We start from the raw sequence: 22,749 nt of genomic DNA, 5'->3' as shown, positions 1-22,749 counted from the left end.
ACCATTTTTTGGATTTCCGCAAACCGAAATTACATTGGTCTGCCATTTCAATTTCTTCTTTTTGTAAGCAGATATTGTTTGTAAGTCATTTTCAACATAGTAGATCATGTTGTTTTTTTTAATGCCTCTTTTTTCTGTTTTTGCAAAATTTATTTCTGAGCCTTGGGAAATTAAAGCATCATTAAATTTTTGAGCAATACCAGTTTGAGTAACCACAAAAGTGGTTAACATAGATAATTTTAGAAATGGTTTCATCAGGATAGAATTGGGGGTTCATAATCGATTCAAATATAGATAATTAAATCGTATGACAAACTTTTGTATGTTAAAAAAAAATTACCCTTTTCTAATTTTAGAAAAGGGTAATTTTTATAGCTTAATTTTATTGAAAAATTATTTTTTCCAGCTAAAAATTTTAGGATCTACAGAAATCATTAGCCAAGCCCAATTATTAGTATGACTAGTATCGCCACCTTTTACAACTTCCATGGTTTTAGATCCAAACATTTGAGAATAACCTCCAGTAATCGTTATGTTTTTCTTGAAATTATAACCGAAAGTTGCGTCAACCTCAGTTCCTAAATACGAATCTAATTTTTCATTTACAGGTGTTACCACGTCGGCAGCAGTTAAAAATATATGCGGAATCAAAGCAAATTGCCATTTGTTTACATTGTAGTTCAGTTTGATAAAAGCATCTTGTAATCCAAAACTGTTTGTGTAATTTCCAACATAAAAATAATCCATATAACCGTTAAATCCGTGGTTGGTTCCAAAAAGCGGATTGAAAGATTTAATTACTGAACTACCGTCGTTTGAAGATTTTCCAGATAAAAATTCGTAACCTAAATCTAGTTTGAAAGCTTCTGTTATGTTGTAACCTAAATTTGCTGCAGCATTCCAGGCGCTTACTTGACGATCATTGCTTTTTCCAGTTTGCCCATACACCCAAAAACTAGTATCTAATTTGCCTTTTTTATAAGTTAAATAAGACCCAAAAGTTTGTTTGTAGTTTACTAGAATTGTACTCTCTGGTGTATTTGGATTACGAGTAAATTCGTAACCTGTATTCAATGCTAAAAAGCTTACGCCTAAATTTTCACTGAATTGATTATGATACCATGCATATTGCATATTTTTATACATATTAGGTACTGTATATGCAGTTTGAACAAGATTTTCGGCATCTGAGTTGTATGCACCTCCAAAATCTAATTTTTGAGTTTCATCGTGATAAGAAACCGTTAATGCGTCGTGGCTTTGTCCTTGCTGCGCCCAATCCAATCCTCCAAGAATACGCTGATTGTCATAAGATAGCACCTGGCGTCCCATTCTGGCACTCCAATTTTCGGTAAAATTATATTGTGCCCAAGCCTCGAAAACCGCTACTCCGTTTTTATCAGCAGTAGTTGTAGTTGGCACATCTCCCCAAGTTCGAGTATTTTGCAAAGTCAGTTTTACGATTAAATCCTCTTGTTTGTAATTAATGCTTAAACGAGAACGTTGTGAAATTTGTGATGTACCTTCTTGGCCATAAAGAAGCGGTTGTTTGAAACCATTTCTGTATTCAAAACGAGGTCTGATTTGTAAATTTACATCTAATTCCTGCGCCTGAATTCCGAAACATAACCCTAAAGTAAGTAATAAAACTAGTTTTAGCTTTTTCATAAAATTTTGGTTTTTATAACAGCAGTAAATTTATAAGAAATAGATTTCTTTTACTTATGATTTCAATCATATTTCTAATTTTTTTTTAATAAAAGTTTAATATGCAGGCTCTAGTTTTGCTTTACTAATTTTAATTTGTTTTTCTTTAGATAATTGTGTTATAGTGTAATGCATCCAAACAAGACATACAATCGAAAAGATTAGAATGAAAATCCATGAACTTGACCAAATTCCTGTTGCCGTGAGTAAATATCCGAAGATAATCGGGCCGAAGAAACCTCCTAAACCGCCAATCATTCCGACCATTCCACCAACAACACCGATTTCATTTGGAAAATATTCTGGAATATGTTTGTAAACTGCCGCTTTTCCAATTCCCCAAGAAATTCCGATTAGAATGACTAAAACCAAGAAAACCCACATATTGGCATCAAACTTTATTACTGTAATTCCTTTTGCCAAAAGTTCTTTTTTCTTAACTGTCTGATTTTGTTCTACAACAACTTGTTGCCATGATGTTGAAGTCGGAAAAATGGCATTTTCAGAATTGTTTTCTTTTTTCTGTGCTACCGCAAAGTCAGTTTCGCCTATTTTTATGTTATCGTTGGCTACAGCTGTTATAGTTCCTTTTTTGGTTGCCAAAACACCAGGTCCAGTAGTTGTAATTTCCATTTTTGGAATTGATAATAAAGCGCTTAAAATTACAGATGAACCCAAAACCCAATACATCACTTTTCTGGCTCCAAATTTATCAGACAAATAACCGCCAAATGCTCTAATCACGCCAGAAGGCAAGCTAAACATAGTTGCAAACAAACCGCCCATAACTAAACTGGTTTGGTAGACGTTCATGAAATTTGGTAATAACCATTGAGAATAGGCCACAAAACATCCAAAAACTAGGAAATAATAAGCTCCAAAACGCCAAACTCTTTGTGATTTTAATGGTGTAAGCATTTGAGAAATGGTTTTATTGCTACTTTCGACTTTTTTATTTTCTGTGAAAATTAAAAAAGCAATTCCAATGACAACCAAAGAAATAGCGTAGATAATAGGAAGTGTTTTCCACCCATTTTGTGGATCATCAATTGAAAAATGATTTAATAGTGAAGGAGCAAGAAACGTTGTAATTGCTGCGCCAGCATTTCCCATTCCGAATATTCCGAGCGCGCGTCCTTGCCATTCTTTTGGATACCAGATTGAAGTATAACCAATTCCGACTGCAAAACTAGTTCCAACCATTCCGAATAAAAAGCTTAGTAAGGCAAACATGGCAAAACTATCTGCGTAGGGAAGAAGGAAAAGCGGAATCGAACAAAGCAATAATAAAAGTGAAAAAACATATTTTCCGCCAAATTTATCTGTCAAGATTCCGATTGGCAATCTCATAATTGATCCTGTCAAAATCGGGATGCCCAAAAGCCATCCCACCTGAACAACGCTCCAATGGAAAATTCCGTTATCTACTAAAAAGGTCACTAAAACCCCGTTTAATGTCCAGCAGGCAAAACACACTGTAAAAGCCAATGTGTTCAAAAATAAAATTTTGTGTGATTGCGATAGTGAGTTTGTATTTTTCATAGCACTTATATTTTTATGTAAAAATAAGTACTATAACTTAGTTAAAACCTGCTAAAACGCAGTTTTTGAAAAATAATTACGTATTTATACGTATTTTTTAGATTAAGGAATACTCAGTCGCTTTGTTAGAAAGTTCCATTAGGTTTTTTACTTTCAGTTTTTTCATCAGGTTAAAACGGTGTACTTCTGCAGTTCGCTTGCTAATATCCAAAGCTTCAGCAATTTCTTTATTTCCTTTTCCTGATAATAAAAGCGTAAGTATTTCTTTTTCTCTTTTGGTAATCATCATTTCTTCGCCCAAAGTTTGTTTAGGTTCTAATGATGCAGAAGAATTTGTCAATTGTCCAATTAGTATAGAAGAGATATCACCGCTGAAATATTTTCCTCCAGCAGAAACACTATGAAGAGCTTTTAAGAATTCTTCTTTTGATGAACCTTTTAGTAAATAACCGTCGGCTCCGGCTTTTATAGATTTCAAAACATATTCTTCCGATTCGTGCATCGAAAGCATGATGATTTTTACATTGTTATTCTCGCTTCTAAGTTTTTCTACTAATTCTATACCCGTCATATTTGGCATACGAATATCGGCTATAAGTAAATCGGGTTTTGTTTCGGCAACCACTTCAAGTGCATCAAGACCATCAATCGCTTCGCCTACAACCTCGATGTTTGCTTCGTTTTCTAGTAAAGATTTGATTCCGTCTCTAACAAAAACATGGTCATCTGCTAATACTACACGAATGATATTGCTCATAATTACTTAATTTAGATTCTCGATTTTTACGTATATTCATCTATAAAGAAGACGCTAATATACGTACTTTTTTTAAATTTAAATTCCAAATTTTTTAAATTCCAAATTCCAAGATTAAAAAATCATTAGAAATCTTGTTGGTAAATTCAAATTTTTAAATCCAAAATTCCAAATGTTGTTGTGTTTAACTTTGTCAAAGTTTTAAACTTTGACAAAGTTTTTACCATCTAGTTTGTCATCTCGACGAAGGAGAGATCTCAACGAGTAGCTCTACAAAGATTGGGCGATGTAGATTGTGGAGTTTCTTACGGAGATCTCTCCTTCGTCGAGATGACAAAAGAGCGCAGAATTGGAATTTGGACACGAGCGATAGCGAACTGGCAAAGCAATTTTAAAACTTGGAATTTATTTTAGAATAGGAATATTAAAAGTAATCCTCGTTCCTTCGCCTGGAATGGAGTTCATGAAGACGCGACCGTTGATGTATTGGATTCTTTCTTTCATGAATAAAAGTCCCATTCCGGATTCGCTGTTGCGTTTTTTGTCGACTGAATTAACGTCGAAACCTTTTCCGTTGTCGTCTACGATTATGCTTAGGAGTGTTTCGCTGTGCGAAAGCTGTACAATAATATGTGACGATTCGGCGTATTTGATGGCGTTGTTGATTGCTTCTTGCGTAAGACGATAAATGTTGATTTCTATTAAAGAATCTAAACGTTTATCGAAATCGGTTTTATTGTAGAAAAGAATTTCTTTTCCAGTTAGTTTAGAAAGTTCTTGAGTTAGTTTTGAAAGTGAAGAAACGATTCCGTGATCGCTTAATTCTGGTGGCATTAAGTTGAAAGTTGCCGTGCGAACGCCTTTGATAATATCCAAAGAAAGCTTCTTTAAATACTCGATTTTCTGCTCTGATTTTTCTCTGTCATCCAGATTAATACTTTCTAAACTGAATTTTAAACCCGTAAGCATTTGACCGATTCCGTCGTGGATTTCTTTGGCGATTCGGTTTTGTTCGTTTTCCTGATTTTCAACGATTTTACTCGAAATAATCTTTTGTTGGTTGATTTTTTCGGTTGTGTTTTCAAGATTCAAACGTTCGACTTCACGTTGTGCTTTTTTGCGTTCAGTGATGTTGAAACAAACAATCAAAAGTTCTAATTCGTCTTTTTTGATCATTACGGGAACCATAGACAAATCGAGCCAGATTTCTTTTTCGTCTTTGTTTACAATTTTCATTTCGCCCTGCCAGCCACTGCGCTGTTTTTCGAAAATAAGACGGTCAAAATTGACTTGTTCTTTTTCGTCTTCGGTTAAAACTTCAGAGAATTTTTTATTGGATGAAAATTTGGTGTAATTAAGAAGTTTTGCAAATTTTTCTCCAATATGAATGATGGAACCATCTGGAGAAATTCGGCAATACAATAAAGTATTTTCCATCGCATAATTGAGCGATTTTAATTCTTTTACCGAGTTTTCTTTGATTTCGGAGATAATTTCGGTGTCATATGCGAGCTTTAAAGCTTTCTTTTCAGAAGATAAAAGCTTGGCAATTAATTTTTCGATTTTCTTGTTGGTTGGTTTGAAAATGAAGAAGAATTCTAAAAGCAAAACGAGCAATGTGAAACCAAAAATCCAATATTCTATTCGGCGTTGTTCGGTTACTTTTTCGTGTGCTTCAAGATCGTATTGCGTTACAATCTGATTCATTTTCGAAAGGAAAATCCCTTCGTTTTCTAAAATCGTTTGAACCAGTTTTTGGTTTTCAGAAGTTGATTTTTTCTGTTGTAAATTCAATAGAAAAGAATCTGTTGTTTCTGCAATTTTATTGAAAATGGGATTGATTTCCAGATACAATTTATGCAGCGTTTCGCTTTTTTCTTTTGGAAAAGCCAAACTATCGTTTCCGTTTTCTAATGCGTTTTGGTTTTTCTTCCAAAGTTCTAAAACTTCTTTTAAGTGCGAAGTTTTTTTGGCTGTAGCCGAATCAGAAACGTAATGTAAAATCAGTACTTCTTTGACAATTTTCTGGCTCAGCATTCTCTGTTTTCCGGAAAAATTAATGATTTTAGAATCGCTTAACTGCTGATTCAGATTGTATTGAACAAGAAATTGACTGATAATTATGGTTAAGGCAATAGTAAGAAGCGCAAAAAAATACAGTCGTCGTAAATTTTTGAAAGTGATTTTTTCTGCTTCTTGATTGTCCTTTTTCATATTTTTTACAATCCTAAAGAAGCTTTTATTAGGTTTAAGTTTTCTTCAGAATAGTTGATTTTTAAAGCTTCCTGATGTCCTTTGTCCGACATTTTATCCCAGGTTTTCTTGATGATGTTTTTCAGTTTTTCATCATCATGTTTTTCTACGAAAGGTTCTAAGTAGTATTCTAAAAATACCAAACAAATTACGTCTTCTAGTAATTGTGTTTCGGCATCTTTTTTAAGTAGTTTTTTTTCAATTAAGAAAGAAACTCGATCAATGAAAGTTTGGTCGTATCCAGCTTTTTCTAATATGCCAGCAGTAGTTTTGGCATGGAATTTTTTCAGTTCTTCTCTCCATTTTAAATAACCCACACGATCCATTGGATAGGATTCTCGGGCCACTTTCCAACGGCAGATGTGTTGTGCTTTTGAAGCAATCTGAACTTCTTCTGAAGCGTTTGGTTCAAACTGCATCAGTTTTTCGTACATCCTGTTTGAATACAATAATTCTTTTGGATATTCTTTGTTTTGGTCTAATTCGATATTCGGATCTTGAGCGTTTTCAGCATCAATCCATTCACTTGCTTTTTGAAAAGGTGTACTCATTTTTTTGGTTGGATAATAGATTTCAAAGATACGGAAATTTTTTTGCCACGAATTTCACGAATTAGCGCAAATTTTTGTTTTTCTTTTTTGCCACAGATTAAAGGAGTTTTTGGATTAAATCTGTGGGAATCTTTTAATCTGTGGCAAAAAAAACAAGTTGTTGAGCAGTATATCACGCCAGTTTTGTCATTTCGACGAAGGAGAAATCTTCTCGAGTAGCTCTACAAAGATTGGCGATTTAGATTGCGGAGTTTCTTGCGAAGATTTCTCCTTCGTCGAAATGACAAGATTGTGTGTATTGCTTTGTGTAAACTAGTCAATAAACCCAACAAAAACTTCGTCTTCTACAATCTTAACGGGATAAGTTGCAATGCTGTATTCTTCGCCGTTTAAATTTGAACCGTCAACCAATGAAAATGTTTTTTTATGCATCGGACAAGCGATTTTCGGAATATCATCAGCAGAACCTGTCATTCCTCTTGAAAGCACCATTTCCATTTTATGCGGACAGGCATTTTGGCAAGCATACCATGCATTACGGCGTGCAAAATTGAAAATTGCGATTTGTTTGTTTTTGTATTTGATACAGCCACCTCGGTTGGTTGGAAAATCTTCTACTTTACCAGCTTTGAACCAAATTGTTGCGTCGCTTGCGTGAACTGTTTCGTATTGATTTAAGATTTCTTCCATTTTGATTGAGTTTTGGTTTCCTGTTTCTTAGCCCTCTTTTACAATCATGAGAGTTATGATGGCGCAGTAAAAAGAGGGTAAGAAGGACAGCAAACGTTTAATGATTTTTTTTCTTTTTTTGGAGCTTAATTTTTTAAACACATAGAAACATAGATTTTTTTGTTTTTTGTTTGAGAAAAAGAAAATCAAAAGAAACTAGTTTCTAACACATAGCTATGTGCATTAATACAAGTGAAACGCCTTTTTAAGTTCATTTAATGCTGTGTTTCTATGTGTTTAATTATTTTTTTATGACCAAGCTTTTGGCATTTTTTGATCTCTCATAGGAACAAAAGCGATGTTATCGTCTTTCTCATCAGAGTTTACGAAATGGTTAAAACGTTTCATTAATCTTGGTTTTTCTAGAACTTGTTTCCATTCACATTCGAAAGTGTTAACCATGGTCTGCATTTCAGCTTCAAGCGTTTCGCAGATTCCTAAACTGTCTTCGATAATTACCTGTTTCAAATAATCCAAACCACCGTCAAGTTTTTCTAACCAAGTTGAAGTTCTAATTAACGGTCCAGCAGTACGGATGTAATACATTAAGAAACGATCCATATATTTGATTACAGTTTCTTTGTCGATTTTTTCAGCCAATAAAACCGCATGTTTTGGATTTGCCCCACCATTTCCGCAGATGTATAAATTCCATCCGCCTTCAACAGCGATTAATCCGAAATCTTTTCCGCGGGCTTCGGCACATTCGCGAATGCAAGCTGAAACGCCACCTTTTAATTTGTGAGGAGAACGAATTCCTTTGTATCTATTTTCTAGTTCGATGGCAAATCCGGCGCTATCGTCCATTCCGTAACGGCACCAAGAATTTCCGACACAACTTTTTACAGCACGAAGTGATTTTCCGTAAGCATGACCGCTTTCAAAACCATTTTCGATTAAGATTTTCCAGATTTTTGGCAAGTCACTTAAATGTGCTCCAAATAAATCAACTCTTTGTGCTCCAGTGATTTTAGTGTATAAATCGAATTGTTTGGCTACTTCGCCAATAACGATTAATTTTTCGGCCGTGATTTCCCCTCCAGCAACTCTTGGAACAACTGAATAAGTTCCGTTTCGTTGAATGTTCGCTAAGAATCGATCGTTTGTATCTTGAGTAGTTACGTGTTTGTTAGCAGTATCATTATAAATACTAGAGAAAATAGAAGCGACAACTGGTTTACAAACTTCGCATCCGTCGCCTTTTCCGTGATGATCTAAAACATCGTAGAAATTCTCATATTTATTGATTTTTACCAAATCGAATAATTCCTGACGGGTGTAGCTAAAATGCTCGCAGATTACTTCTTTTACTTCTTTTCCTAAAGATTTTTGAGTTGCTTTTACCAAATCAGAAACCATTGGTTTACAGCCTCCACAACCAGAAGTTGCTTTTGTTGCTTTCACAACATCTGAAAAAGTAGCACAAGATTCGTCTAAAATTTTACAGCAGATCGAGCCTTTCGTAACATTTTCGCAAGAACAGATTACAGCCGTGTCTGGCAAATCCATTACGCTTCCTAAAGATGAACCTTCTGATCCATCGCGAGAACCTAAAATCAAATCTTCCGGATTTTTAGGCAATGCCATTTCGTTAATGTAAATCTGGAAAAGCGAATTGTAATCGCTAGAATCTCCAACTAGAATTCCGCCTAAAAGCGTTTTAGAATCTTTGGTAACATTAATTCTTTTATAAATTCCGCTTAATTTGTTTTCATAAACAATAGCAGTTACATGTTCATTTTCTATAAACGGATCACCAAAACTCGCCACTTCGACACCAATCAATTTCAATTGTGTTGACATATCGATGGTTTCTCTCATGGTTTTGTCGCCATTTAAGATTTGCTCAGCGGCTACATCAGCCATTTCGTAACCTGGAGCAACAAGTCCGTAGATGTTTTGGTTGTAAAGTGCCGCTTCGCCAATCGCAAAAATAGAAGGATCTGATGTTCGCATTTGATTGTTTACCACAATTCCGCCTCTAACGCCGACTTCAAGACCTGAAACTCTTGCCAGTTCGTCGCGAGGTTTAATTCCGGCAGATATAACCAACATGTCTACTTTTAACAATTCGTCGTTTGCAAACATCATTCCCGTTATACTTTCCTTTCCGTCAATATATTGCGTTGCTTTGTTAAGATGAATTCCAATGTTTAATTCTTCTATTTTTGATTGAAGCATATCACTCGCGCCTTGATCCAATTGTCTCGGCATCAAACGAGGAGCAAATTCCACTACATGCGGATTCAAACCTAAATCACGAACTGCTTTTGCCGCTTCTAATCCTAGTAAACCTCCGCCTAAAACTGCAGCTTCAGTAGCGCCTTTTTGTTTTATTTTTCTAGCGTACGCCATAATAGCGTCTAGATCTTCGATGGTTCTATAGACAAAAACACCTTCTTTTTCTACACCTTCAATTGGCGGTACAAAAGCAGATGAACCTGTAGCTAAAACTAAGTAGTCGTACGTATGTGTTTTACCTAAGTGTGTATGTATGGTTTTTACATCACGATTAATATCTGTAATTAATTCAGATGTATTTAGAATAATATTGTTTTGTTCGTACCATTCAGTTGTTGACAGTGATAAGTCATCAGCTGTTTTTCCTCCAAAGTACTCGCTTAAGTGAACGCGATCATAAGCGCGTCTTGGCTCTTCTCCAAATACTGTGATTTGATACTTTTCTTGTCCTGATTTTGCAACAAACTTTTCGCAAAATTTATAACCAACCATGCCGTTTCCAACTACTATTACTCTAATCATGATTTCTTTAATTAAGTATTACTACGCAAATATAAGTATTTATACTTATAAAAATACGTAATACATTTATTTTTTAAGTAGTAAGTATGTTTTTGTAACTACGTATTTTGTGTTAATCTTATACGTAGTGCGGGATTTGATTGATTTTTTAGGTACTTAGTTTTTTTAAATTTGAAAAGATTCTAAATAAGGGTTTCAAAAAATTGTCGTAAATTCATAAGAATTTTATCGATGTTTCGAAGAAAGAAACATTTTTTAAACTGAAATCTCATGAAAAAAATACTTTCAATATTGTTGTTGTCAATTTTTATGATAGGTTGTAAAACGATAGCAAACAAAGATTCTGGTGGAGCAAGTTCAACAATTTCCACAGAAGAAGATTTAAAATATTATTTTAAAGGAACTGGAAACGAACCGTTTTGGGGAATTAAAATGGGGAATGAGGAAATCGTTTTTACATCATTAATTCCAGGGAAAGAGAAAATTACTTTTCCTGCCGTTGAGGCAATTAGGGCAATGGATGCCAATGTAAAAATGTATAAAGTAAGCAATGAAACCACTTCGGCAACGATTACAATTCAACAATTGGATTGCCAAGATTCAATGTCTGGTGTGATTTCGCCTTATAGTGTAAAAGTTGAAATCAAAAATAATTCAGAATTAGAAACAAAGAGATTAAGCGGATGCGGAAAATATTTAACCGATTATCGTCTTCATGATATTTGGGTTTTGGAAGAATTAAACGGCTATAAAGTCTTTGCAACCGATTTTCAGAAGGAACTTCCAAGAATCGAGATTAATTCGGCAGAAAATAGATTTATGGGATATGGCGGATGCAATTCGATAACTGGACAAATCTTTTTTGAAAAAGATCTTTTACGTTTTACTAAAGTAGTTTCCACTTTAATGGCTTGTTCACAGGGAAACAAAGAAGGTGAGTTTTTGAAAGCTTTACAAAGTACGACGACGTATTCTCTAGGAAATAATCAATTGACTTTGTCGAATCCTTCTGGGAAATTGATTGTTTTTAAGAAGGTGGATTAAAGGGTTTTGTTTGTTTTGTTTCATGTTTAAAGTTTAAGGTTTTCCGTATTTTTGTCATTTCGACGAAGGAGAAATCTCCACAAGTAGCTCCATATAGAATGTCGCCAATCTTTGTAGAGTTTCTTATGGAGATTTCTCCTTCGTCGAAATGACAATATGGTGTGGAATTCGTGAGACTAAGATGATTTGTGTTACTCAAACAATTCCTTAGGCTCTTCATCATCAGATTCCCCTTCAATAAAATCCAATTCCAAAGCTTTCACACTTTGAACCGCATTTCCTGCAATACCACGAATCGAACCGTACATTCCTAAAGTATTGTGAACTACTTTTTCAATTTGTTTTTCTCGTTGTTTCCAGATTCTTTGCATCGCTCGTTTTTCAGAATCCAAATCACTTTGCATTTGAGTGAAACCTTCTACAATTCCTTCAATCTGTAAACGGAATTCGTTGCTTGTAAGGAAATCGTACAACATCGACATTTTATCGCCTTTGTTTTCCTGTGCCTGAACCGCTTGATTAATTTGAATCAGCGACTGACGCAAAACAGCACTTAAGCCTTTAAATTCCTCATATGTACAAATCCAGATTCCGTCGCGCATTCCCATACGGTCCATTCCTGACGGCATAACTTCGGTTACCAAAACTCCAATATTGGCTCTTTTTGTTCTAATATCGTTTTTGAATTTTTCAATCCAAGAAGGCTGAAACGCTTTTGTTCTTTTACTTTCGTAATAAATAGAACCGCAGTTTTGATGTTCTCTCGTGTTTACCACTTGAAGACAGTCGGCACCGTTGGCACCTTTTTTAATTTCGTCGATGCTGTCAAGAGGGAAGCTGTTGGCCAACCATTCTTCAATCGCTAATTCCATTACTTCGCCTTGCAATTGCATCGAACCTTGCTCTTGCTTGCGTTTCATTTCCTCAGTCAGCTTTTTTTGTTCTTCAAGCTGTTTCTGAAGTTCTTTGAATTTTAATTCGTTTTTATCGTCTTCTTGTTTTCTGATTTTTTCACGTTCCAAAGCCAATTGCGCGTTTAACTGCTTTTCGGCTTCGGCTTGAATCGCTTCTTTCATTTCCAGTTTCTCGCGTTGCAATTTTGCGATTTCACCTTCCATTTTATTTAATTCCCTGATTTTTTCAGACTTTTCAGAGAGTTCTTTTTCCATCAACAACAAACGGTCTTTGTTTTCTTCTTCCAGTTTCGCTTTCAGTTTTTCCGAAATTTCTTTCTCAGCTGTTTTTTTCTCACGCTCCAATCGTTCAGCAAAAAGTTCGTTTTCCTGTTTTTTCTTCGCTTCAAATTCGGATTTCGCTTTTTCCAATTGCTCGTTTTTAAGCTCTAACTCACGGTTTTGAACGTTTGCTTTTTGTTGAAATTCTTTACGGATGCTATCTTCCAATTGATGTTTTAAAACATCATTGACATCGATAGGAGTTCCGCAGTTTGGACACTGAATTGAAGATTGTTCAGCCATTTTGTATTAATTTTTTATGGAATGGAATTATAGTTTGCTAAGGTATTTAAAAGTTCTCTTTTTTTGCTGTGGATTTCTGTACTAAATTGTAACGATTTTTTGTTATGGCCAAAGATTAGGAGATTAAAAATGATTTTTTTTGTTTCACGCAGATTTTATTAGATTTAAGCAGATCAGGTAGATTATTTAAAATAAAAATCTGCAAAATCTGCGTGAAACAAATCCTTTAAATCTTTTAATCTGTGGCAAAAAAAACTTGGCGTCTTAGCGCCTTTGTGGCAACAAAAAATCAACAGCAGATTGTGTGATTTCAGAATAATCATCTTTTGAAGTAATCAAAGATACATTCGTATATAAATTGACTTTTTTTAATTCGATAAAACCAATCTCCAAATCCTGATTGTTCTTCGCAATATTTGAAGGAACAATCGAAATTCCTAATCCGTTTTTTACCAATTGTACTATTGAATTAATATTATTCGCTTCATGAATAATTTTCGGCGTAAAGCCATAAAAAGCACAAAGTTCTAACAAAACTTCATGATAATGCGGTGCGTAATCTTTATTGAAAAATACAAAGGTTTCGTCTTTCAGTTTTAGAATATCATCTTCTGATTTTATCTGAAAGGCATTTTTATTGTAAACCAATGAAAATCCATCTTTAAACCATAAATGTGATTTTATTTTGGGCGAATGAATAGGAGAGCGGATAATTCCCATTTCGATTTTTCCTTTTTCTAAAGCATCGATTTGTTTAGTGGTTGAAATTTCGAAAAGTTTGAAATTTACATACGGGAATTGCATTTTAAGATGTTTTATTAAATCGGAGATAACAGCGGAATAAATCGAACTGATATATGCGATTCTGAATTCGCCTGAAACGTTCTCTGCAATCTTTTTTGTTTTGACTGAAATACGTTCCAGATTTTGAAAAAGCGCTGTAACTTCTTCTTTAAAATATTTCCCAGCTTCTGTGAGTTCTACTTTTTTATTATTCCGAATAAAAAGTTTGGCTTGAAGTTCTTCTTCCAATTCAGCTATTTGTCGGCTTAGTGGCGGTTGCGAAATAAAGAGTTTTTCTGAGGCTTTGGTAAAGTTCAGTTCTTCGGCTACAGCCAGAAAATATTTTAAGTGACGCAATTCCATGATACTTTCAAAGTATTATTAATTGATAAAAATAGTATTTTTAAAGTATTTATGAAAGAGGTAATTTTGAAATATTAAAATAAACCTCTCGCAGATTTAAACAGATTTAGCAGATTATTAATTTAGATAAATCATCTTAATCATAATAATATCCCAATCATATAATAGCAAAAAGATTCGTTTTATCTGCTTGATCTGCGAGAGAAAAAACAAAGACCATGAAAAAATCAACTATTGAAGAAATCAAAGAACGATTTGACAATGATGTCGAACGATTTTCAAATTTAGAAACCGGACAAGTAGCTACAATTGATGCTACAATTTCTTTAGAATTAATAACCGAAGCTTCAAAACGAATTGTGCCAAATGCTAAAAATGTTTTAGATGTAGGCTGTGGTGCAGGAAATTATACTTTAATGATGTTGTCTAAAGTACCAAACCTAAACTGCACTTTAGTCGATTTGAGTTTGCCAATGTTGAATCGGGCTTTTGAAAGAGTTTCGGCAAAAACAAACGGAAAAGTCGAAATAAAACAAGGCGATATTCGCGAAGTAGATTTAGAAGAAGGCAGTTTTGATATTATTTTGGCAGGAGCTGTTTTACATCATTTGCGTGATGATAACGATTGGGAAACCACTTTTACTAAATTATTCAAATTATTGAAACCCGGAGGTTGTTTGATGATTTCGGATTTGATTACGCAAGATACGGATTTGTTGAATGAATATACTTGGCAACGTTATGGGGAATATTTGGAAGGAATAGGAGGGGCTGAGTATCGCCAGAAAGTTTTGGATTATATCGAAAAAGAAGACACGCCAAGATCTATGAATTACCAATTGGATTTGATGAAAAAAGTGGGTTTTTCAAAAGTCGAAATTTTACACAAAAACATGTGTTTCGGAGCTTTTGGCGGAATTAAATAAAGGTTTTTCGCCACGAATTCACGAATTAATTTATAATCTTTACGCATAGATTGAAAAAAATAAATTCGTGAATTCGTGGCGAAAAAAAATTATGCATTAACGGGCATTGGATATTTGTTTCGAAGATCGAAAACTAATTCTGATGGGCCGTTTTTCTGCAGGTAATCTAATTTTGCTACCGCTTCTTCCATCGTTGGAATTTGGCCTTTTGGAATCCACCACATGGCGGTATGTGCTTTTCCGAATTTATGAAACCATTCTTTTCGGCGTCTTAAAAATTCGCTGTGAAAAGTTTTGTACATATAATGTTCCAATGTTTCGATGCTTTCCCAAACCGATACATTGATGATAATTTGTTCGTCATTGTACGGATTTAGGCTTGTGGCATTTGAACTGTCGGTGTCGTCTTTTAACCTCCAGACAAAACCTTCGCTTTCCTCAGCTAAACGGTTTACAATTTCTAAATTATCTACAAATTCTTTCATTATGGGGTCGTTGATATCGACTCCTTTCATTTTGGCAATATTAATTTCGGCAAGATGATAATGACTCATATTTTATTTTTGTGAATGAGAGGCAATTTAGCTTTTTTCTGAATAATGTGTAAGATTTTTTTTTCGCCACGAATTTCACGAATTCACACGAATTAATTTTAAAAAAGAAAATTGGTGGAATTAGTGTAATTCGTGGCAAACAAAACTTATAAAATCTGAGCTGTTTTGTAAACCTGAATTGGTGTTGAAACTAAGCTTTCAGTTTTTTTGATGAAATCTTGAAGGTAAGACTGGCTGTTGTGTAAATCTAAACCAACTTGGTCTTTCCATTCTTCCCAAAGAATAAAAACATTTTCTGAAGTGTGTAAATCGTAACGAATACAGGCATCTTCTTTTCTAGTTTCTGACACTAAATGTGTAAGCAAGTTTTGAACTTCAATTAAATGCTCTGGTTTACTTTTTAAAATTGCTGTAATTGAAATCATAATTATAAGTTTTTAAAGGTTTCTTCGAGGTGTTTTGTGTAATTCTCTTTAAAGATAACGATATTTTCTGGTGTTGCGCCTTTTTCTACGTCATGGAAATGAAATCCGTTTACGCGTTCCATTCCTGTGAATTTGTTCATTTTGTGGAAACCAAACATTACGCCGTCATCTACGGAAGTTTCGTCGAAGAATTCGCCAGGAAGTGTAAAAGCGGTTGCAGGTGCGTTCCAGCTTGTGGTAAGCATGTATTTACGTCCATGTAAAAGTCCGCCAGTTCCGTAATTGATATCTGGATTTACACGGCTTCTTCCATCGCTTTTGTAGATTCCGTTGTTGTGTCCTTGTGTGAAAACATCGTCGATGTATTTTTTGAAAAGGTTCGGAATTTGAAACCACCAAACGGGTGTGTGATAGATGATTAAATCTGCCCAAACGAATTTTTCTACTTCTTTTTGAAGGTCGATTTCGTCTTCAATATGAGTGGTTTTTATTTCGTAATTGGTGTTTTTGGAAAGAAATTCGACTGTCCAATCCTGAACGGTTTTGTTGAATTGTCCTCCTGAATGCGCGAATTTTTGTCCGCCGTTTATTATAAATATCTTTTTCATTTTAATTGTTACTTCTTTTGAAAACGGATGTGTGAGGGATAGGAGTGGAAATCCTTTTGTGCCGGGGTTCGGCATAAAAGATTGCAACGGATAGCCCGACCCGGAGGGGCACACCCAAATTATTATACTTTTTGAGATTTTGTTTTAACACATAGAAACATAGATTTTTCTTTTTAGGGAAAGGGAATTGAAAAAAACTCATTTCTAACACATAGCGCTATGTTTGTTGATGTAAGTGAAACGCCTTTGTTCGCAAAGTAAAGCTATGTTTCTATGTGTTTAAAATTTTAAAAAGAGAATTATTTTATTTTAGCAATCGCCTGATTGATAAATTCCAATTCAGAAGCTGATAAATCGAAATCCATTGTTTTGGCGTTTGAAATGGCTTGTTCTGCGTTTCTTGCTCCTGCTAAAACAATTGCAATTCCTTTTTGTAAAGTGGTCCAGCGCAGCACTAATTGCGAAATTGAAATGTGTTTGGAATGTGCTAGCGAACTCAATTCTTCGATTAAGGTTTTTACTTGCTGTAAATCGAATTTTCCGAAGTAACCGTTTCTGTGGTCGTTTTCTTTTAATTTACTGTCTGTGAAATATTTCCCTGTCAATAAACCTCTTTCCATTGGACTGTAAGCGATGATTCCGATGTTTTCTGCGACTGTAAACGGAATTAAATCGGTTTCGATTGAACGGTTTAGCATGCTGTATGCCACTTGATTTGAAGCTACTTGAACTGTTTTTTGCGCTTCCTGAATTTGAGCAACGTTGTAATTGCTTACTCCAAAAGCTCTGATTTTTCCTTGTTGAATGAGAGTTTCAACAGCTTCCATGGTTTCAGAAATTGGTGTTGTAACGTCTGGCCAGTGAATTTGCAATAAATCGATATAATCGGTTTGAAGACGTTTTAAGCTTTCTTCAATTTCTTTAATTACGTTTGCTTTTGATGAATATTTGTAAATCGGAACTTTTTTACCGTTGTCATCGGCGTCGAAAAAGTAATCGCCTTTTCCGTTGTTGCTTCCATCCCAAACTAAACCGAATTTAGTCAATAACTGAATTTTAGAACGGTCTTGACTTTTAATCGCTTCTCCAATCATTTCTTCGCTTAAACCAAATCCGTAAAAAGGAGCAGTGTCAATTGTGGTTACACCGTTATCAATTGATGCGTGGATTGAATCGATAGAATCTTTCTTTTCTGTTCCGCCCCACATGGTTCCGCCAATGGCAAAAGCACCGTAAGTGATGGTTGATAATTCCAATTCTGAGTTGCCTAATTTTCTATATTCCATGATAGTGATTTTTTTCGTTTAAAATTGATGAGGCAAAATTATACTGTTTTTGTGATTCTTATTTGGTATATTTTTGTCTTTTTTAGGTATATTTGCATCTTCAAATAAAATGGAATTATGAAAAAAGAAAATTTATACGAGCCTTTTACGGTTTCTTTTGAAACGTTGAGTGAATATCCGGATGTTGGAGATCGTCATAATTTTTTCGAATTGGTTTATATTCTGGAAGGGACAGGAAGACAATGTATTAATAAGAATATTTTTGAATATGACCCAGGTCATTTGTTCTTGTTGACGCCCGAAGATTGTCATAATTTTACGATTGAAACCGAAACAAAATTCTTCTTTTTACGATTCAATGATATTTATTTGAAAAATTCGAGTCTGCAGAATGAAAATATTCAGCGATTGGAATATATTCTCCAAAATGCAAATCACCAGCCGGGTTGTATTCTTAAAAATGACCCTGACAAATGTCTGGTAAAAGTGATGGTTGAAGCGATTTGCCGAGAACATCAAGATAAAGATGTTTATAATCAGGAATTGATTCAGCAATTGGTCAATACGCTGATTATTATTGTGGCGAGAAATATCGCGAAATATCTGCCTGAACAAATTACAATAAATACAGAAGCGAAAGCGATGGATATTCTGCAGTACATTCAGAATAATATTTACTATCCTGAAAAGATTAAAGCGGAATCTATAAGTGATTATTTCGGAATTTCGAATACATATTTAGGCCGCTATTTTAAGAAACATGCGAGCGAAACGATGCAACAATATATCAGCAATTATAAAACGAAATTGATTGAACATCGCCTGCAATTCAGTGATAAACGTATTAATGAAATTGCGTATGAATTTGGTTTTACGGATGAAAGTCACTTTAATAAGTTTTTTAGAAAACAAAAGGGGTATAGTCCTTCTGAGTTTAGGAAGACTATTAGGTTGAGTGCTTAGGTTTTTTTTTAGCCACGAATGCACGAATTTATTTTTACACATTAAGAGTGGTAAATGGATTAATTTCACGAATAGTTAGCGATGTTATTTAAGCGGATTTTAAACAGATTAAAACAAAAAATCAGCTCTATCTGCAAAATCTGCGAGAGAGAAAAACAAAAAAAATCCGTGTAAACCCGCGTTTTTGCAAAGCGAATCCGTTTTATCCGCGTGCCATTAGTTCTCTTTTTCTATTATAAAACTAAAATGTTCTGTTTTACCTGTTTTTAGGTTGTTGATTTCGTTTTGAATCAATTCTTCTAACGATTCTGCGACAATATCTCTAGACCAAGATTCGTTTTGCAATTCGATAATCTGCCCAAATTTTCCTTTTGAAGCTGGGTCGGTATCGTAAACCAAATAATCTCCGTTTCTTCCAGTTGCAAACGGAATCCATTTTGGGTTGGCGTAATTGCTTGTGTTGATTTTTTCGAAATCTATTTCTTGTTCTGGTAAATCATCTTCGTCGAATTGTAAATCTTGAATGGAATTCCATTCTTCTGCAATATCTTCAAACGGTATAAGTTCGTAAGGCCAATTGTTGATTAAAATCTGGAAAGTTGAAGTTACTGCATCATAATCGACATTTTGAACTTTGTAAAAGTTGACTAATGCTGGCGGAATTGTAATATCGTCTTCTAAAGCAGAATGTTGTTGAATATCTTCTAAAGAAATACCATCTGTAAGATTGTAATAATCGTTATTTGTTGAGACAATTTTGTTGATTTCAGAAATCCATTCCTGCCACAAAGGTTTAAATGAAGCGAATTCTGCGTCAACTGGTGCGCTGACTTTCTTTTCTTTTTCTTCTTTTTCGTAAGGAGAAATGCTTATGCCTGTAATTTTACCGTTTTCTTTATCGAACCAGACGCTGACTCCGTTAAGGATAAAAGCACCGCTTCTGTCGCCTTTAAAGAGTTTTACAAGCTGATTTTTGTTGTTTTCGTAGTATTGAAATAATTCCTGTCCTTCAAAAATAAATTCGCCGTTAAAGATGTTTTTTGCGCAAAAATCATATTCACGAAGTTCTAACTCAAGTCCGAGGCTTTCTATTTTATCTCCTTCTTTAGAAAAAGCCAAAATACCAAGTTCATCCCAAGTATAAACATGATTGTATTTTTTCTTAATATGTCTCGATTCTCCTAAAGCCTGTTTTAAAACTGAGATATCAATTGGGAATTCGATGTTTACATTGTTAATCTGAAAGCCTGTTTTGGATAATTCAAGTTTTGTCATTTTTGCTTTTTTAAGAGTTAGATAATTTTCTTGATTACACGAAGTTTATGCGTATGTTTATTTAATTCTGGATTGTAAATTCCGGTGTGGTCCAAACGGTCAATGCGAACTTTTCCACTTGCGTGAATGATGTAGTTGTTTTCCATTATGATTCCGACATGAGTTATATTTCCTTCGTCATTGTCGAAGAAAGCCAAGTCACCAGCTTCACATTCTTCAATAAAGCTTAAAGGGTCTCCTTCTAATGCCTGCTGAGAAGCGTCACGATGAATTTTATAACCGTTTAATTTATAAACCATTTGAGTAAAACCAGAACAGTCAATGCCAAAAGGCGTTTTTCCGCCCCATAAATACGGAGCATTCAAATACATAAAAGCAGTTTTTATTAAAGCGCTTTTAGGTTTTATACCGCTGGTTTTAGTCCCCTCGAAATCAAAATTAGCGGTATTGATTTCATTATTATTTAAAAAAGATAAAGAAGCTCCAAGCGGAATAGGAAGCAACAAATTATTTGGAGCCGTGATATAATCAATCAAATCGGCATTTAAGATGATGGCTTCTTTGCTTAATAAATCAAATTGCTCTTTTGAAATTTCCTGATATTGTTTAGAATCGACCCAGCCTACATAATCATCAAACTGAATTCTGATTTTGGCCCACTGATTTTGGCGTTCTAAAATTTCGATATGTTCACCAAATAAAAGTTGTGTAACGATTTCACTTCTGTCGCTGGCTTCAGCTCGAACGGGTACTATGGCTAAATTGCAAATTCCAAACATCTAAGGATATTTATAAGTTGAAAATCAGGAGTTACATTTATAACTCCTGATTTTTTGTGATATTGTGTTAAGCTCTTTCGATAACAATTGCTGATGCGCCACCACCACCGTTGCAAATTGCAGCAGCCCCAGTTTTTGCATTGTTTTGTTCTAAAACATTTAGCAACGTCACAATAATACGTGCTCCAGAAGCTCCAAGAGGATGTCCTAAAGAAACTGCACCACCGTTTACGTTTACTTTTTCGTTATCAAGGTTTAATATTTTTGCATTGGCTAATCCAACGACAGAGAAAGCTTCGTTGAATTCGAAGAAATCAACATCTGAAATTGAAATTCCAGCTTTGTCTAAAGCTTTTGGTAATGCTTTTGCTGGGCTTGTTGTAAACCATTTTGGTTCTTGAGCAGCATCTGCATAACCTTTTATGTAGGCAAGAGGTTTTAAGCCTAATGCATTTGCTTTTTCTTCAGACATCAAAACCAAAGCAGCCGCTCCATCATTGATTGTAGAAGCGTTTGCAGCGGTTACTGTTCCGTCTTTTGTGAAAACAGGGGCTAAAGATGGGATTTTATCTAACTTTACATTAGTGTATTCTTCGTCTTTAGAAAATATAATAGGTTCTCCGCGTCTTTGTGGTACTTCAACTGGAACAACTTCGTTATCGAATTTTCCAGCATCCCAAGCTTTTGCACTTCTCTCATAAGATTGAATAGCAAATGCATCTTGTTCTTCACGGCTGATGTTGTATTCAGTTGCACATGCATCAGCGCAAACTCCCATTGCGTTGTTATCGTAAGCATCTGTCAAACCATCTTTCTGCATTCCGTCCAACATTGTTGCTGGACCAAATTTGTTTCCAGCACGCATCTGTACATAATGTGGAATCAAACTCATGCTTTCCATTCCGCCTGCTACTACAATTTCAGCGTCTCCGCATGCAATTGCTTGTGCAGCAAACATTACCGCTTTCATTCCAGAAGCACAAACTTTGTTTACTGTTGTAGCGGCAACTTCTTCAGATAATCCGGCAAATAATGCAGCCTGACGTGCTGGAGCTTGTCCAACTCCCGCCTGAATTACATTTCCCATGAAAACTTCATCGACTAATTTTGGGTCAAGGTTAATTTTTGAAAGGGCTCCTTTTATAGCAGCAGCGCCTAATTTTGGTGCAGGTAAACTAGATAATCCGCCCATGAAACTTCCGATAGGTGTTCTAACGGCAGAAACGATAACAACTCTTTTGTTCATTTTCTGTTTAATAATAGTTAGTAAGCAAATTTAATGTTTATTTAAATATATTCAAAGTTTGTGTTGTATAGGAGGGATTTTAAATTTGAGTGAATTTTTTGTTAATTCTATTCGTTTGATTGTGAAGTGGTTTTGAAAAAAGATGAAAAAAAACTAAAAAAACTCCAAAAAAAGCTTGTGAGATATGGAATGTTGTTATACATTTGCACTCGCAAAACGGAAGCAATTCCTTGAGCAAGGAGAGGTGCCAGAGCGGTAATGGAGCAGATTGCTAATCTGTCGACGGGTAACCGTCGCCAGGGTTCGAGTCCCTGTCTCTCCGCTTAAATTTGCCTCGGGGTGTAGCGTAGCCCGGTTATCGCGCCTGCTTTGGGAGCAGGAGGCCGCAGGTTCGAATCCTGCCACCCCGACTACAATTGAAATAATGGACGCATAGCTCAGCTGGATAGAGCACCTGCCTTCTAAGCAGGCGGTCGAAGGTTCGAATCCTTCTGCGTTCACAAAAAGCCATTCATTCGAATGGCTTTTTTGTTTTTATGTAACTAGTTTTGATTTTTATTCTTAGAGATTTTAAAATAAAGGTTCCATAGCTCAGCTGGATAGAGCAACGCACTTCTAATGCGTAGGTCGAAGGTTCGAATCCTTCTGGGATCACAAAAGCCACTCAAATCGAGTGGCTTTTTTTTTTTTTTTTTTTTTTTTTTTTTTTTTTTTAAT

At 34.9% G+C, this 22,749-nt stretch carries 20 protein-coding genes and 4 tRNA genes; 7 read left to right on the top strand and 17 right to left on the bottom strand.

Going from position 1 to position 22,749, the window contains the following annotated elements:
* The 8 genes from VGE71_RS02445 to nirB form a co-directional block, all read right to left on the bottom strand.
* Nucleotides 1-255 (bottom strand): hypothetical protein (locus VGE71_RS02445; protein ID WP_331136876.1); only part of this gene is annotated, 255 nt, incomplete at its 3' end.
* 138 nt (nucleotides 256-393) lie between these two features.
* On the bottom strand, nucleotides 394-1,668 hold the full coding sequence (locus VGE71_RS02440; RefSeq protein WP_331136875.1) for an alginate export family protein: 1,275 nt from the start codon (nucleotides 1,666-1,668) through the stop codon (nucleotides 394-396).
* A gap of 96 nt (nucleotides 1,669-1,764) precedes the next feature.
* The gene (locus VGE71_RS02435) at nucleotides 1,765-3,249 is read right to left on the bottom strand and encodes an MFS transporter (protein WP_331136874.1); all 1,485 of its coding nucleotides are present in this window, start codon (nucleotides 3,247-3,249) and stop codon (nucleotides 1,765-1,767) included.
* 97 nt (nucleotides 3,250-3,346) lie between these two features.
* Entirely contained in the window at nucleotides 3,347-4,006 is a 660-nt protein-coding gene (locus tag VGE71_RS02430) for a response regulator transcription factor (RefSeq protein ID WP_331136873.1), read from the bottom strand.
* 405 nt (nucleotides 4,007-4,411) lie between these two features.
* Nucleotides 4,412-6,220 (bottom strand): ATP-binding protein, encoded by a 1,809-nt coding sequence (locus VGE71_RS02425; protein WP_331136872.1) that lies wholly within the window; start codon nucleotides 6,218-6,220, stop codon nucleotides 4,412-4,414.
* A 5-nt stretch (nucleotides 6,221-6,225) separates the two neighbouring features.
* Entirely contained in the window at nucleotides 6,226-6,810 is a 585-nt protein-coding gene (locus VGE71_RS02420) for a DUF4202 domain-containing protein (protein WP_331136871.1), read from the bottom strand.
* Nucleotides 6,811-7,122: 312 nt separating this feature from the next.
* Nucleotides 7,123-7,500 (bottom strand): nitrite reductase small subunit NirD, encoded by a 378-nt coding sequence (gene nirD, locus VGE71_RS02415; RefSeq protein ID WP_331136870.1) that lies wholly within the window; start codon nucleotides 7,498-7,500, stop codon nucleotides 7,123-7,125.
* A 288-nt stretch (nucleotides 7,501-7,788) separates the two neighbouring features.
* Nucleotides 7,789-10,302: a nitrite reductase large subunit NirB gene (nirB, locus tag VGE71_RS02410; protein ID WP_331136869.1), complete on the bottom strand. Its 2,514-nt coding sequence runs from the start codon at nucleotides 10,300-10,302 to the stop codon at nucleotides 7,789-7,791.
* A 270-nt stretch (nucleotides 10,303-10,572) separates the two neighbouring features.
* Here nirB and VGE71_RS02405 point away from each other — a divergent pair, with 270 nt between their 5' ends.
* Entirely contained in the window at nucleotides 10,573-11,346 is a 774-nt protein-coding gene (locus tag VGE71_RS02405; protein WP_331136868.1) for an META domain-containing protein, read from the top strand.
* 191 nt (nucleotides 11,347-11,537) lie between these two features.
* Here the strand turns inward: VGE71_RS02405 and VGE71_RS02400 are convergent, their stop codons facing one another.
* Nucleotides 11,538-12,824 carry a DUF2130 domain-containing protein gene (locus VGE71_RS02400; protein WP_331136867.1) on the bottom strand — a complete coding sequence of 429 codons (1,287 nt, stop codon included), beginning with the start codon at nucleotides 12,822-12,824 and terminating at the stop codon, nucleotides 11,538-11,540.
* Between the two features lie 264 nt (nucleotides 12,825-13,088).
* Nucleotides 13,089-13,970 (bottom strand): LysR family transcriptional regulator, encoded by an 882-nt coding sequence (locus tag VGE71_RS02395; RefSeq protein WP_331136866.1) that lies wholly within the window; start codon nucleotides 13,968-13,970, stop codon nucleotides 13,089-13,091.
* A 218-nt stretch (nucleotides 13,971-14,188) separates the two neighbouring features.
* Between VGE71_RS02395 and VGE71_RS02390 the strand changes: the two genes are divergently transcribed.
* Nucleotides 14,189-14,896, top strand: coding sequence for a class I SAM-dependent methyltransferase (locus VGE71_RS02390; protein WP_331136865.1), 708 nt, complete (start codon nucleotides 14,189-14,191; stop codon nucleotides 14,894-14,896).
* A gap of 89 nt (nucleotides 14,897-14,985) precedes the next feature.
* Here VGE71_RS02390 and VGE71_RS02385 read toward each other — a convergent pair whose 3' ends face one another.
* From VGE71_RS02385 to VGE71_RS02370, 4 genes are all read right to left on the bottom strand, one after another.
* Complete coding sequence (locus VGE71_RS02385; protein WP_331136864.1) at nucleotides 14,986-15,450, bottom strand: DUF3291 domain-containing protein; 465 nt, start codon at nucleotides 15,448-15,450, stop codon at nucleotides 14,986-14,988.
* 146 nt (nucleotides 15,451-15,596) lie between these two features.
* Nucleotides 15,597-15,875 carry a putative quinol monooxygenase gene (locus VGE71_RS02380; protein ID WP_331136863.1) on the bottom strand — a complete coding sequence of 93 codons (279 nt, stop codon included), beginning with the start codon at nucleotides 15,873-15,875 and terminating at the stop codon, nucleotides 15,597-15,599.
* A gap of 2 nt (nucleotides 15,876-15,877) precedes the next feature.
* On the bottom strand, nucleotides 15,878-16,483 hold the full coding sequence (locus tag VGE71_RS02375) for an NAD(P)H-dependent oxidoreductase (RefSeq protein WP_331136862.1): 606 nt from the start codon (nucleotides 16,481-16,483) through the stop codon (nucleotides 15,878-15,880).
* Nucleotides 16,484-16,782: 299 nt separating this feature from the next.
* The gene (locus tag VGE71_RS02370) at nucleotides 16,783-17,769 is read right to left on the bottom strand and encodes an aldo/keto reductase (protein ID WP_331136861.1); all 987 of its coding nucleotides are present in this window, start codon (nucleotides 17,767-17,769) and stop codon (nucleotides 16,783-16,785) included.
* 117 nt (nucleotides 17,770-17,886) lie between these two features.
* Here VGE71_RS02370 and VGE71_RS02365 point away from each other — a divergent pair, with 117 nt between their 5' ends.
* Nucleotides 17,887-18,732: an AraC family transcriptional regulator gene (locus VGE71_RS02365; RefSeq protein ID WP_331136860.1), complete on the top strand. Its 846-nt coding sequence runs from the start codon at nucleotides 17,887-17,889 to the stop codon at nucleotides 18,730-18,732.
* A 216-nt stretch (nucleotides 18,733-18,948) separates the two neighbouring features.
* On the opposite strand, the gene VGE71_RS02360 is transcribed toward VGE71_RS02365, so the two are convergent.
* From VGE71_RS02360 to VGE71_RS02350, 3 genes are all read right to left on the bottom strand, one after another.
* Complete coding sequence (locus VGE71_RS02360) at nucleotides 18,949-20,007, bottom strand: SMI1/KNR4 family protein (RefSeq protein WP_331136859.1); 1,059 nt, start codon at nucleotides 20,005-20,007, stop codon at nucleotides 18,949-18,951.
* 17 nt (nucleotides 20,008-20,024) lie between these two features.
* The gene (locus VGE71_RS02355) at nucleotides 20,025-20,786 is read right to left on the bottom strand and encodes a C40 family peptidase (protein ID WP_331136858.1); all 762 of its coding nucleotides are present in this window, start codon (nucleotides 20,784-20,786) and stop codon (nucleotides 20,025-20,027) included.
* Nucleotides 20,787-20,853: 67 nt separating this feature from the next.
* On the bottom strand, nucleotides 20,854-22,032 hold the full coding sequence (locus tag VGE71_RS02350) for an acetyl-CoA C-acyltransferase (RefSeq protein ID WP_331136857.1): 1,179 nt from the start codon (nucleotides 22,030-22,032) through the stop codon (nucleotides 20,854-20,856).
* Nucleotides 22,033-22,270: 238 nt separating this feature from the next.
* Between VGE71_RS02350 and VGE71_RS02345 the strand changes: the two genes are divergently transcribed.
* From VGE71_RS02345 to VGE71_RS02330, 4 genes are all read left to right on the top strand, one after another.
* Nucleotides 22,271-22,354: transfer RNA gene (locus VGE71_RS02345), tRNA-Ser, on the top strand.
* Between the two features lie 13 nt (nucleotides 22,355-22,367).
* Nucleotides 22,368-22,442: transfer RNA gene (locus VGE71_RS02340), tRNA-Pro, on the top strand.
* A 16-nt stretch (nucleotides 22,443-22,458) separates the two neighbouring features.
* Nucleotides 22,459-22,532: transfer RNA gene (locus VGE71_RS02335), tRNA-Arg, on the top strand.
* 80 nt (nucleotides 22,533-22,612) lie between these two features.
* Nucleotides 22,613-22,686: transfer RNA gene (locus VGE71_RS02330), tRNA-Arg, on the top strand.
* The last annotated feature ends 63 nt before the right edge of the window (nucleotides 22,687-22,749 follow it).

The sequence above is a fragment of the Flavobacterium sp. genome (genome assembly GCF_036405015.1).
Lineage (GTDB): Bacteria > Bacteroidota > Bacteroidia > Flavobacteriales > Flavobacteriaceae > Flavobacterium.
Note: the sequence above shows the minus strand (reverse complement) of the source record. Positions and strands in the feature narration are given on the sequence as shown.